At 42.1% G+C, this 13305-nt stretch carries 11 protein-coding genes and 2 pseudogenes; 10 read left to right on the forward strand and 3 right to left on the reverse strand.

Features of this window, described 5'->3' with window-relative positions:
- The first annotated feature begins 6 nt into the window (after nt 1-6).
- The gene (locus tag RMY16_RS21030) at nt 7-408 is read left to right on the forward strand and encodes a hypothetical protein (RefSeq protein WP_322738035.1); all 402 of its coding nucleotides are present in this window, start codon (nt 7-9) and stop codon (nt 406-408) included.
- Nucleotides 409-609: 201 nt separating this feature from the next.
- Here RMY16_RS21030 and RMY16_RS21035 read toward each other — a convergent pair.
- A pseudogene (locus RMY16_RS21035) lies at nt 610-783 on the reverse strand (DUF4360 domain-containing protein); the annotation flags it as partial.
- Between the two features lie 236 nt (nt 784-1019).
- Here RMY16_RS21035 and RMY16_RS21040 point away from each other — a divergent pair.
- The 7 genes from RMY16_RS21040 to RMY16_RS21070 all read left to right on the forward strand — a co-directional run bounded on the left by RMY16_RS21040 (nt 1020) and on the right by RMY16_RS21070 (nt 6768).
- Nucleotides 1020-2252: a damage-control phosphatase ARMT1 family protein gene (locus RMY16_RS21040; RefSeq protein WP_322738036.1), complete on the forward strand. Its 1233-nt coding sequence runs from the start codon at nt 1020-1022 to the stop codon at nt 2250-2252.
- Nucleotides 2253-2378: 126 nt separating this feature from the next.
- Complete coding sequence (locus RMY16_RS21045) at nt 2379-2594, forward strand: hypothetical protein (RefSeq protein WP_292746820.1); 216 nt, start codon at nt 2379-2381, stop codon at nt 2592-2594.
- A 7-nt stretch (nt 2595-2601) separates the two neighbouring features.
- Nucleotides 2602-3027 carry a type II toxin-antitoxin system VapC family toxin gene (locus tag RMY16_RS21050; protein ID WP_229462944.1) on the forward strand — a complete coding sequence of 142 codons (426 nt, stop codon included), beginning with the start codon at nt 2602-2604 and terminating at the stop codon, nt 3025-3027.
- A 121-nt stretch (nt 3028-3148) separates the two neighbouring features.
- Nucleotides 3149-4717, forward strand: coding sequence for a metallophosphoesterase (locus tag RMY16_RS21055; RefSeq protein ID WP_322738037.1), 1569 nt, complete (start codon nt 3149-3151; stop codon nt 4715-4717).
- 175 nt (nt 4718-4892) lie between these two features.
- The gene (locus tag RMY16_RS21060) at nt 4893-5651 is read left to right on the forward strand and encodes a YebC/PmpR family DNA-binding transcriptional regulator (RefSeq protein ID WP_322738038.1); all 759 of its coding nucleotides are present in this window, start codon (nt 4893-4895) and stop codon (nt 5649-5651) included.
- A gap of 316 nt (nt 5652-5967) precedes the next feature.
- Entirely contained in the window at nt 5968-6144 is a 177-nt protein-coding gene (locus RMY16_RS21065) for a hypothetical protein (protein WP_322738039.1), read from the forward strand.
- Nucleotides 6145-6366: 222 nt separating this feature from the next.
- Complete coding sequence (locus tag RMY16_RS21070) at nt 6367-6768, forward strand: nuclear transport factor 2 family protein (RefSeq protein WP_322738040.1); 402 nt, start codon at nt 6367-6369, stop codon at nt 6766-6768.
- 84 nt (nt 6769-6852) lie between these two features.
- On the opposite strand, the gene RMY16_RS21075 is transcribed toward RMY16_RS21070, so the two are convergent.
- Nucleotides 6853-7167 carry an RNA recognition motif domain-containing protein gene (locus tag RMY16_RS21075; protein ID WP_194041514.1) on the reverse strand — a complete coding sequence of 105 codons (315 nt, stop codon included), beginning with the start codon at nt 7165-7167 and terminating at the stop codon, nt 6853-6855.
- 242 nt (nt 7168-7409) lie between these two features.
- A pseudogene (locus RMY16_RS21080) lies at nt 7410-7541 on the reverse strand (phycobiliprotein lyase); the annotation flags it as partial.
- A gap of 594 nt (nt 7542-8135) precedes the next feature.
- Here RMY16_RS21080 and RMY16_RS21085 point away from each other — a divergent pair.
- On the forward strand, nt 8136-9704 hold the full coding sequence (locus tag RMY16_RS21085; RefSeq protein WP_322738041.1) for an efflux RND transporter periplasmic adaptor subunit: 1569 nt from the start codon (nt 8136-8138) through the stop codon (nt 9702-9704).
- Between the two features lie 75 nt (nt 9705-9779).
- On the forward strand, nt 9780-13076 hold the full coding sequence (locus RMY16_RS21090) for an efflux RND transporter permease subunit (RefSeq protein ID WP_322738042.1): 3297 nt from the start codon (nt 9780-9782) through the stop codon (nt 13074-13076).
- Nucleotides 13077-13305: the final 229 nt, after the last annotated feature.

The following is a 13305-nucleotide window of genomic DNA, read 5'->3' on the forward strand; positions in this document are numbered from 1 at the left end:
AAACTCATGAAATTACCAAGTTTGCTCAATTCTGCACTTATCATTACTTCTATAACTTTGATACCTGGAATTGCTAGCGCTCAAACAGTTAATAGTAACGATGGTGGTGGACAAATAAATACAGATGCCAACTCTAATACTTTACGCAAAAATCCTACAGATACTAAATATCTGCAACCCTTTAATATTGCCTTTTTAGCTTATCAAGGTTATTTAAAAGAGCAGGGTATTCCCAGTGGAGGCACTTTGTTATTCAAATACCAAACCGGATACTTGACTGCAAAAGATGTGGTTCAAGCTGCTATCAGGGCTAATAAGTTACCAGCGGAAGTTTTGAACGATCGAGGTTACGTCAATGCAGTCGAGTTACAGATGACATCATTTGGCGATATTAATGATTCACAATAGACAATTTAGGCTTGTCAAGTTCCTAACGGATTTACAGCATAACTAAGTCGTCTGGAGTGCTGAAATCGATCTCTGCATTTCCCAAATCTATTTAAATCATGCTGTAGAAGCACATCAATACTGTACTTCTACAGCATTGTCTATTTAGCATTTTACTAATTGGTATGGTGAAACGTTTGAAAATCACGAATTAGTAGTTAGTTAAAGGCAGCGGTGATATTTGAGGTGATAAACTAAGCCACGGTGAGCAAGATCAAAAGAGTCAATGGTGGCTATCCCAATACCACTAGCACGCATCGAAGCATTTACCCGCATGTTTACACTATCACCACAAGCCGACCAAATATTAGCTACGGTTGCCAAGCTATCTCGAACAAAGAAGCTTTATTTTCTAATAGTATGCTTGGAGTCAATGTTTTGCTAAAACCATTATCCCATAAGCATTATAGATTATACTCTCGTAAGGAAAGAGGAATAAGGTTAAAGCTTAGTCTGAAAAGCATTTGAAAATGAGCCATCGCTTGATTTATCCTGCTGCTGAGTTGATTAGGTTTGAGAGAAAGTTGCACACAGGGTTAGAATAACTAAAAACATGAGGATAAGAAAAGTTGGTGGCGAATATATCCCATATCCCCAAATTACCCATACCACCGTCTCTTTTGGGGTCAGAAGTTAGTTCTTTTGCTGAGTATACAGTTACTCAACGAATGCCTGCGATCGCTCGCAAAGTTATTGCTGAAAATAATTTCTCCTCTGAAATTAATACCAGCTTAGAAAACTTGGCTACAGAATTGCCAGCTGGATATGTGCAACCTCTTTTAAATAAGACTGCTGTAGATTTTTCAGCCTGGAACACATATTTAGAATTATACAAAGATCAGCGTTGGCTAGATATTCCTTGGTTTTTTGCCGAAACTTATTTTTTTCGGTTAATTCTAGAAATTACTAATTATTTTCGCCCTGATGTATCGCAAGGTGTCGATCCATTTGAGTTACAAAAGTCTCAAAGTTTAGAAGCATCTCTGGATTCGATTGTTCTACTGTGCGAGCGGGCTAACAATTGGTTAAATAGTTCCCCAGTGAAAGGAGAATTAAATCAAACAGCTTTAATAGCGCTGTTATATTTTGCTTTGTGGGGAAATCGAGTTGACTTGAGTTTATGGTCAGCATCCGAGAGCGATCGCAGTCGTTTTGATATTCAAACCCAACTAGCTCACATTTTAGTAAATGATGCCTCCCAAGTCACAGAATTGTTAACCAACTCTCAAGGGGGACGGATTGATTTTGTTGTAGACAATGCTGGTTTTGAACTTTTTTGTGATTTATGTTTAGTAGATTTTTTGTTAAGTAGCGGATTGGCGAATCGGGTTTACCTACACTTAAAGCCACATCCGACTTTTGTATCTGATGCCATGATTAAGGATGTACATTACACAATAAGTTTTTTAGCCGCTACTGGAAATCAACAACTTACATCCTTTACCCAAAGACTGCAAGACAATATTGCATCAGGGCATTTAGTACTATCTGAAGATTACTTTTGGACATCGCCTTTAGCCTTTTGGGAAATACCCAACTACCTCAAAAATGAGTTAGCCAATGCGAGTTTGGTTATAGTCAAAGGAGATGCTAATTATCGTCGATTATTAGGCGATCGCCACTGGGATCTTACCACTGACATTGCAGATATAGTTTGTTACCTACCCGTGCCAATGGTAGCTCTACGCACCCTCAAGTCAGAAGTAGCAGTTGGTTTAAAACCAGAAGTTATTGAGAAGGTAGCAAAATCTGACTCTTCTTGGTTGACAAATGGACAGTGGGGTGTGATTCAGTTGGTGATTTAGGCAATTTTGAAAAATCGAGATAATTTGTAAAAGAAATATACGTATCTTCACTACTTCTACGGTCGTCTACCCTACCCGTATCACCACAACCAGCTTAGGATAGACTAGAACAACTTTCTAAGGAAAATGGTAGAAAAAATCACAGCTGTGTTTAATGGCAAAGTGTTCTATCCGGCTGAACCGATCGCACTGCCAATTAATACTCGCGTGCGAATCAGTATTGAAATTTTACCGCCAAGCGAACATGAAACGGTATCATTTCTGCAAACGGCGCGATCGCTCAACCTCGAAGGGCCGGCTGACTGGTCTGCCAATATAGATAAATATTTGTACAGTAAATAAACTTTTCATGCATTCTGAAGTCTTTCTGGATACATCATTTGCCATTGCCTTATCTGCACCGAGCGATCGCTTGCATGACCGAGCCTTACATCTGGCTAAAATGTTACAAGCAGCAGAAACTCGTTTGGTGACAACACAGGCGGTGATGTTGGAAATTGGCAATGCCTTATCCCAACAACCTTATCGTCAGGCTGCAATCATATTGTTAAATTCTCTAGTAGCAGACTCCAAAGTAGAAATTGTCCCCCTTTCCCAAGAACTCTACGAACGTGCTTTCGAGCTATATCGAGAACAAACAGAGAAAGAATGGGGATTTGTCGATTGCGTATCTTTTATTGTCATGCAATATAGTGGAATCACTGAAGCACTAACCGCTGATGAGCATTTTCAACAAGCAGGCTTTCGAGCATTACTGCGAGAAAATTTGCCGTAAGGATTTGGAAATTGGGTATGAGACATTAATTATTTACAGATGACAAATGACTAATGACTAATGACAATTAAATATTTCGTTACAATTGGCGTGTGCGTTAGGCATTCAAGAGTTATCAGCCATGAAATTGATTTCCGATCCACCGATTCCTGTGAAAATTCAAAAGATGAAGGAACGGGTGCGGTGGATGCATCCAAGTTTTGTGCAACGGGGAATTGACCAAACCAGTCTAGTTATTGACGATCGCAGGCAGGATAATCCAGAATTTTCCTTTATGGTTATTGGTGATTCTGGTACTCAATCCCATTATCGACAACACCCCCAACGAAAGGTTGCCGAACTGATGCTGACTCACCGCGATGATTGCAGCTTTGTGTTGCACACTGGTGATGTAATCTATGTAGTGGGTTCCCAAGAGTATTATTCAACAAACTTTATTGAGCCTTACCGGGAATTTCTTGTCGGTGGCAACAACCCGAACAGCATTCCTTACGATCGGATGGTGTTTAATCTACCATTCTTGCCAGTACTTGGTAATCATGATTACTACGATGTGCCGTTAATTTACCGTTTATTTACTGGCACAACATCGTCACTACGTCGCTTGTTCCGCTACAAAGACATCGAGATTGGTTGGCATGGATCGTATCAAGGTAATGCTTATGCACGAGCATTTATGGACTATACCCAGGCGATGTCTCCACAAGAGTTAGAACGTCATTTAGATCGGCACTACACTGCTAAGACCGATACAGGGCGATGTTTGCGTTATCAACCTGGACATTTTACTCGTTTACCCAATCGCTATTACACCTTTCGTTACGGCGGGATTGACTTTTTTGCACTAGATTCTAATACCTTTAATACACCATCACCTTTACCTGCAACGAAAGAAGGGGAAATTTACCGTCGGGAATTACAAAAGCGTCGCCAGGAAATAGATCGAGAAGAATTGGAGATTTTGAAAATATGCGATCGCCTCAACCCAGATAAACCCACGGAAGCGGAACAACTTGATGACCTTAGTGCCAAATTAGACCAAATAAACGAAATCAAAATTGACATTGAAAAACAACTAGCATCTCATCAAATGCCTGCGATCGATTTTGAACAACTTGAATGGTTGCGAAGCAGACTAATCGAATCTTGGAACACCTCGGAGGTGCGCGGACGTGTAATCTTTTTCCACCATCCTCCCTACGTCACAGAAGCTACCAAGTGGAATCAAGCACAAACCTTGGCGGTTCGCCACCGTTTGCGCTGGGTGTTTGAACAAGTAGCAGAAACTCTTGGTACTTTAATAAAAGAACGCCCCATAGTCGATTTGATTTTAAACGGCCACGCTCACTGTTTAGAGCATCTTTGCACAACTGACACCGGATTTGCTGATTCTCACATTAACTGCATTATCTCTGGTGGGAGCGGTCATCGTCCCCGTTATCAACGGCGAGAAGGGACTGAATTGATGGAAACTTTTGCTGATATTGCAGGTAAACCCACTCGGAAAGTTGCAGATTCAACGCTATTTGTGGGCCGTCATAACTACAATTTCCAGAACCGACTGCCTTATTCATGTGTGCGGATTGATGTTCTGGATGGTAGCCCGCCCAAGTTTATCATCAGACCGTTGATTACTGAACGGGTTGAACAAGAGTGGCATAACACGGAACTTGAACCTTTTGCGATCTAAACGGGATGCGGCAAGTAATTAAACTACATCATTCCCCATCTCATTTAAAAATCAAATCTCACTGCTGCTGGGTTGCTTGGAGTGATTCTGTTGGTGTTTTACGAAATGCACCTTTGCATTGAGACAAAAGCTAGGTATATCCTAATCTTAAATAGAGTTACGATCATCTCAAATTATGGCAGGACATAGTAAATGGGCAAATATTAAGCGCCAGAAAGCGGTAGTAGATGCAAAAAGGGGAAAAACCTTCACTCAGTTATCCAGGGCGATTATCGTTGCGGCTAGAAGCGGCGTCCCAGATCCGGCGCTGAATTTTCAACTTCGCACGGCAATTGACAAGGCAAAGGCAGCGAGTATTCCTAATGATAATATTGAACGAGCGATCGCTAAAGGTGCAGGCACTTTTGGCGGCGATAGTGCTACCTTTGAAGCGATTCGTTACGAAGGTTATGGCCCTGGTGGTGTAGCGATTTTAATCGAAGCCCTCACAGATAATCGCAATCGCACTGCTGCTGACTTGCGTGTAGCTTTTAGTAAAAATGGTGGTAATCTTGGTGAAACAGGTTGCGTTAGCTGGATGTTTGAACAAAAAGGTGTTTGTGTAGTACAGGGTGTAGTTGACGAAGAACAGCTTTTAGAAGCATCCCTCGAAGGTGGTGCCGAGTCTTATGAAATGACTGAAGATGAGATGGCTGAGGTTTTTACTGATATTGGAAATTTAGAAACCCTTAGTCAGACACTCAAAAATCAAGGCTTTAAGGTGACTGATGCCGAATTGCGCTGGATTCCTAGTAATAGTGTAGAAGTTACCGATTCCGATCAGGCGCGATCGCTTTTCAAGTTAATTGATACTCTAGAAGGCCTAGATGACGTGCAAAATGTCACAGCTAACTTTGACGTAGCAGAAGAATTGATGGCTCTCAGCATTTCCTAATCAAAATTAACCCCGGTATTATAGCCAAATTACAGTTATTTGAATGATGTCCAGATTGTTACATTTAAGATTGAAATATCAGCAAGTATTTTTTAGCCAAGTATTCCACGTAAGCCCATACGATTCAGTTAAGCTTTTTTTTGATGAGAATTCCAGATTGTCGAGACAGCGATTCATCGCGTCTCTTGCCTTAACCGAGTAAATCCTATATTTGACGAATGTAAAAATAGACATGAAAGATTCATATCAATTACAAACTGATGACATACGTCTATTGGATAGTTAAATTGTTGATTACCTAATGAGGATTTTTCAAGTGAATAAGTTCGCTAAAGCTTTAATTTTGGCTCTAATTTTTGCTGCACCTGTAACCGCTTTTGCATCTCAAGCTCAAGCTCAAACTATCCATCATCCTAGCGTAAAATCTGCTAAAGTTCATCATACGAAACATCACAAGCATCATGCTAAAAAACTAGTTCATAAACACTTATAAATAGTTACTATTAGTCGTAAAAGTTTCTAGTAGCTCTATAATCAAGTTTAGTGTTGGTTTCTCTGAAAAGATAACTGTATTATTTAACCCCGCTGGAATCCCTACCAATCAGCGGGTTTTTTTATTAACTTGCTCAAGGGTGCGTGCGATCGTATAAAAATCAAAGTTCAAAGCGATCGCCTAATCATATCTGCCACTATCCAATTAGTCTTCAGAACACATATGAACGCAGACTATTTAGAAGAATCACTTTTTCGTGAATTGGAGGAGCGTTTGCTTCAACCCGATGTACGAAAGTCAGCGAAAGATATCATGGATTTACTTGCTGAGGAGTTCATTGAATTCGGAAGCTCAGGGCGTGTTTTTAATAAACAGCAAATTATCGAGAGCTTGCAGAATGAATCCATCCAACCTCTGACTCAAAGATTGATAACAGAATTCAAAACGTTAGTTTTAGCTACAGGGGTTGTTTTAGTAACTTATCGTATAGTCAGAAATATATCTGGCAAACAACCTGTTCATTCGTTGCGAAGTTCCATCTGGAAATTAAACAACGATCAATGGAAAATGATCTTTCATCAGGGCACTTTGGTTAGAGAATCATCAGTGCAGTATGATGAATAATTGGCCAAAATTATTTAGAATCAAAGTTTCGCATAAAAAAGGCTCAAGCATTCCTGCTTGAGCCTTTTCTAAATTCAATTCAAGTTAGTAGCGGTTGTTGCTGCGGTTGTAGCCGCCGCCACCACCACGGTTCCCAAAGGAACCACCACTTCTGTCTTCTTTGGGCTTGGCTTTATTTACCTTAAGGTCACGACCAAGCCATTCAGCACCATCAAGAGCTTCAATGGCTTTTGCTTCTTCATCTTCTGAACTCATTTCCACGAAAGCAAAGCCGCGTAAACGACCTGTTTCACGGTCTGTGGGTAGTTGAACACGCTTTACAGCACCATATTCTGCAAATACAGCACTCAGCGCATCTTGTGTAACATCATAGGAGAGGTTACCAACGTAAATTGACATCAAATGTCTCCAAAATCATAAGTTTGTAGAGATTTAGATTTCGGAGAGAAGTCTGTAATACCAAAAGGAAAAAGCCTGTCAATACTAAAAACAAACACTGTCGCCGAATTAATTCTCATTTCACTTCCCATGATGACATAGGAGGCAAATTTCTGGGTAAAAGTTTGAAAAACTGTTATAAAAAGTTATATAAGTGGTTAATAGCTAGATGTTGGCTGGTCTAAAAACGGGTGAGGCTACTCGATCTCTTTAGTTTTTCCCTCCGGTAGGGTGTAGTAGCGTCGTTGCGATTGCCACTTCCCCTCTGATTCTTGGAAAAATTCGGAAATCTGGGATTCATTAGTGGTTTGTACGATTCTGAGCAATGATGTCACGCTTTACCTTCCTCACCCAATGCAAATATATATCTGGCAAAAAACTTCATTCTTGCTGTTGTTGCTATGGTACTTATCGCCCTGTTTTTGCCATATTACGCAAGGGGAGTAAAAAATAGTGTTCTCCAGTACATTATATATAAACTTAAAAAAGCAATAATTCTTTAACATTCTTAACAAGAAATAAAGTACTGTAATTACGAGTATTTATGCGAGAATAAAAAGTGAGATGCAAAAACAAGGGTAATTCTTGTAATACCGCCCATCTTAGGATGTGGGACAAAAAGTTTCATATCTTCTTTAGAAAAACCCAGGTTTCCCCTATGGGTAGATTTCAGAAAACTGACAAATATTTATACTTTGTTTATAATTTATTATCTGCAAGAAGATTTTCTACCTCTGCGTAAGAAGTAGAGCGGTGAGAAGTTTTGGATTTTTATGGGAAAACAGTAATTTCTGATACAGAAATTTAGTGTAAGACAGCTTATGAATTCTCGCCGTTTTTCGTTAATGATATCTCTCAAAATTACTTGGTAAAACACGGCTGTTAACCCCAAAAGCTCCCCAATAAGAGAAAAATAAATGATTTTGGATATGAATAAGCCGCACAAGCAGGTGAAAATAACAGATCCGGTAGCCGCCAACCAGCTCATTAATATCCAGTTAAATTCAGTTGCGAAAACTGAGGTAGTTATGCCTGGGGTGGTCACTGAGCCTGTCCTGAGCGTAGCCGTTGGCGCAGCCTCTCGTAGAGAAGGGCGCAGCCGAAGTGCGGGCTGGGCCTACGCAGATTTAAAGAGTAGACTTCTTGCAAACAGCACTAGTGCAACAGGTGAAAAAGGTAAAAAAGAAAATTACTTACTTTCCTCTACCTCTGTAAGAAGTTTATTTATTTCTTGTTTGCTAGGTATAGGGCTGCTGACGGCAAGTTGCGGCTCGTTGCCCAAAGAATCAGCAGATGCACAATCCCAGAGTCGCGCTAGTAGGAAAGGCAGTGGTGCAACACCTGTAGATGTGGCGATCGCTCGAACTGATTTGCTGCAAAAATCACTAGAATATACAGGTAATACAACACCGTTTCGGATTGTATCATTGCGATCGCAAGTAGAAGCCCGGTTGTTGGCTTTGAACCTAGATGTAGGCGATAGGGTAAAGCTTGGGCAAAACGTCGGGCGGTTAGATGATGCCATACTTATGACCGAATTAAAGCAAGCAGAAGCAGAACTAGCAGCCCTTAAATCAGAAGTAGCTAGGGCAACCAATCAGGTAAGCAATGCCCGTGCAGACGTTGAGCGGGCGCGGCTAGAAGTGGTGCAAGCTCAGGCAGACTCACAACGGCAACAGAATCTATTTAAAGCCGGAGCGATCGCTGAACAAACTGCCCAACAAGCGCGTACCCAGGCGCAAACAGCAGCCCAGGCACTACGGGCAGCTCAAGAGCAGATGCGTACAGAACAGCAAGCTGTTGCTGCGGCCCAAGGTAGAGTATTGGCCCAACAGGCATTGGTTGCTCAAACCAAAGAGCGGAGGTCTTACACTCGGCTGACATCTCCCATCACTGGCGTAGTCACAGAAAAGGTGACAGAACCAGGCAATCTTTTGCAAGCAGGTAGCGAAGTCTTAAAAATTGGTGATTTTAACCGTGTCAAAGTCGTTGTGCAAGTTTCCGAATTAGAACTAGCACAAATTCAGGTTGGGCAGTCTGTACAAGTCCGTTTAGATGCCTTCCCCAAAGAAGCGTTAATTGGCAGAGTTACGCGCATTTCCCCAGATGCCGATGCCACAGCTCGCTTGATACCTATAGAGGTAGTGATTCCCAACAATCAGGGTAAGATTGGCAGCGGACTACTGGCGCGAGTCAACTTTGAAAACCAGACTCAACAGCGGGTAGTAGTACCGCAAACAGCTATTCAAAAACAAGCAGGGGCAGCAAAGGCAGCAGCGAAAGAGCAAGAAAACCGAGCAGGGACGCTATTTGTGGTGAAAGACACAGATGGTAAGACGAAAGTAGCGACACGTGCTGTCACCTTAGGACAAAAAGCTGATGGCAAAGTGGAAATTTTATCCGGCTTACAAGCGGGAGAGCGCTATGTTGTTCGTAGTGGTAAGCCGTTAAAAGAAGGTGATACTGTAAGTCTTTCAATTCTTTCAGAAAAGCAATAGTAGGGTGGGGAGTAACCACCATATTAATGAAAAAAGTACTCAGTAGCCAGCACTTAGCACTTATCACTTAGTATCATGCAACAGGCAAATAATAATAGTGGCAGTGGCGGATTTAGCCTTAGTGCGATCGCTATCCGCCAACACATTGGCACACTCATGCTCACCGTGGCAGTAATTGTCATTGGGGTATTTTTTCTCACCACGATCCAAGTCGATCTGCTACCGGCTATTACCTATCCGCGAATTGGCGTCCGGCTAGAAGCCCCTGGTATTTCACCAGAAGTAGCAGTAGATGAAATCACTAGACCTTTAGAAGAAGCTTTACGGGCAACCGAGAATGTAGTCCAAGTTTTTTCGCGCACCCGTGAAGGACAAGTGAGCCTCGATTTATACTTCCAACCAGGGGGCGATATTGACCAAGCCCTAAACGATGCTACTGCTGCTTTTAACCGAAACCGAGGACAACTGCCAGATACGATAGAGGAGCCGCGCTTATTTAAAGTCGATCCTTCTCAATTGCCGGTTTATGAATTGGCATTGACATCTGCTTCTTTGCCAGGTAAAGATTTACGCGTATTTGCTGATGAAGAGTTAACGCGTGAACTCAGTGTAGTACCGGGAGTCGCTTCTGTTGACGTATCTGGCGGTGCTGAAGAAGAAGTACGGGTGCTTGTTGACTTAAACCGATTGCAAGCTTTGGGTGTCGGGTTAAATGATGTCTTAGATGAATTAACAGCCCGTAACCAAGATACTTCTGGTGGTCGGATTCTGGGGCAAAACTCTGAGCCATTGACTCGGACTGTCGGACGCTTCCAAAATGCCAAGGAAATTGAAAACCTTTCTTTAGAAGTTTCTTCTCCTGCTAGTGCTAATACCACTAATACCAGTAATAGCACTACCACTACCACTTCCACTACTACTCCTGCACCTTCCCGCCGCGTCTACTTGCGAGACTTTGCAGAGGTAATTGATGATACAGAAGAACAGCGAGTATTTGTTTACTTAAATCGCCAACCTGCGGTGAAATTTTCAATTCAAAAGCAGCCTGAAGCCAACACAATCACAGTTGTAGATGCTGTTAAGCGGCGAATTGAACAATTACGGCAATCAGGTTTAATTCCAGCAGACATGACTTTGAGTCCCACCACAGATGAATCTGTCTTCATCCGTAATTCTTTAAATGATGTCATCTTTTCGGGGATTTCTGGGGCATTGTTAGCAGCCGCAGCAGTGTTGTTATTTTTGGGATCGTTCAGGCAAACATTTATTATCAGTTTGACGATTCCGCTGTGTACTCTGGCGGCGATCGCTTTGATGAGAATATTTGGCCTGACTTTGAATGTATTCAGTTTGGCAGGTCTGACATTAGGAGTCGGTCAAGCAATTGATACATCGGTTGTGATTTTGGAGAACATTTCTGAAAAAGCGGGGATGACTCCCAATCAAAAAGAGATCGAGGCAGAGGGGCAGAGGAGAAATTCAAGATTCTTTATTGATAGTGCCATTAATGCTTCCCAAGAAGTAGAATCTGCTTTAGTTGCTGCTACAGGTGCTAACTTAGTCTCCGTAGTGCCATTCCTTTTAATTGGCGGCTTTATTGCACTGCTATTTAATGAGTTGATTCTGACAATTAGCTTCGCAGTTGCAGCATCCCTTGTCGTCGCCATCACAGTAGTACCAATGCTGTCTTCTCGACTCTTGGGAATTCGCTGGTCTAGTCGAATCAGCGAATTTTGGCTGCTTAGACAATTTAATCACCGATTTGAAGATGCTACGCGAGGATACGGTAACTTCTTAACCAAGGTTTTACGCTATCGACTCCTCGTCGTTATCGCTGCTTTGGGAATTTTAGGCGGCAGCAGCTTCTTTATGTTTGGTCAAATTCCCCAAGAAATTTTACCCCGCATCAGTACTGGTCAAGCTACCTTGAGAGCGCAGTTTCCTCCCGGTACACCTTTAGCAACTTCTGAAAAAGTTATGCAAATTGTCGATGACATTTTGCTCAAACAACCAGAAACCCAGTCTGCTTTCACAACTGTGGGTGGTACTTTGTTTGGTAGCAATACTACAGAGAATCCTTTACGTGCCAGCAGCACTATCAATCTAAAACCAGGCACAGATGTCGAAGCTTTCGTCAAAAAAGTAACTCAAGAATTTAACAAACTCAACTTAGCAGGAATTTTGCTGCGCCTCAATCCTGGTCAGGTACGGGGTTTAATCTTGAGTAATTCTCCAGTGCAAGGGTCAGAAGTTGATGTGATTCTGCAAGGTGAGAATGAAGAAAACTTAACGCAAGCAGGCGCACAAGTGCTGCAAGCATTGCAGGAAAGGGCAAAATTAGCGACATTCCGGCCAGATGCCGACCCCCGACAACCAGAAATCCAAATTCGCCCCGACTGGGAACGGGTTTCAGCTTTAGGGTTGAGCGCTCAACAAATTGGTGCAACAGTTCAAACAGCAATTGAAGGTTCAGTTCCAACACAAATTCAACGCGGTAATCGTTTAGTTGATGTGCGGGTGCAGCTAAATAAAGAAGCGATTCAGCGTCCTTCCCAACTAGAGCAATTACCGCTATTTACAGAAAATAATCAACTAATCCGTCTTTCAGATGTTGCGAACATTCAAGAAGGTCAAGCGCCTGGTGAGGTGCAACGGATTAATCAGCGCCAAGCTTTTATTGTGGCAGGAAATCTGAGCGAGGGAGCTAGTCTTGGTGAAGCGATCGCAGAAGTCAACCAGGTACTCCAAGATGTAGACTTACCTGATGGCGTTTCAATTGTGCCTAGTTCTGCCCAAGAAACTAATCAGCAACTTCAGGATGCTTTAAAAACTTTGGGAGCGTTGGCGACGTTCTTAATCTTTGTAGTTATGGCGGTACAATACAATTCGCTGATTGACCCATTGGTAATTATGTTCACCGTACCACTAGCCTTAGCTGGGGGACTTTTTGGACTTTACATTACCCAAACTGCAATTGGCGCAACTGTAATTGTTGGTGTCGTCCTGCTGGTAGGAATTGTGGTCAACGCAGGAATTCTAATGGTAGAACTGGCAAACCAAATTCGGGATGAACTTGGTTGTACTCGCCAAATTGCGATTATGAAAGCTGCTCCTCAACGCTTGCGCCCAATTATCATGACCACAGTCACCACTATTTTGGGACTATTTCCTTTGGCATTAGGTATTGGCGAAGGTTCTGAGTTTTTGCAGCCTTTAGGGATTGTAGTTTTCTTTGGGATGGCGATCGCAACGATGCTGACATTGTTTATCATCCCCTGTTTTTATATTCTGCTGCACGATTTGCTAGGTGGAAATTGGGCAAAGCCAGTGTTAATCCGGTTGCGTGGATTTACGAAAAAACTTATTAGCTAATGAGCATTTAAGTTGCACTAGCGCAATACCGATTTTGCTGGCGATCGCGAGCGTTGTTTGTTTCTGGGGTGGTTATAAATAGAGAACTGTTTGCCATAGTTTCTCAACCTTATAACCATTTCAGACATCCACTTAGACATCGCCCCTGTTCTAACTATGCCCAGCCCTTCTTCTATCCTAAAAACAAAGTTTTCCAAAGTTTATGACGTTCAGGGTCAACAAAACGATA

Origin of the sequence: Nostoc sp. DedQUE12b (assembly GCF_034530835.1) — a bacterium.
In the GTDB taxonomy this organism is placed as follows: Bacteria; Cyanobacteriota; Cyanobacteriia; order Cyanobacteriales; family Nostocaceae; genus Nostoc.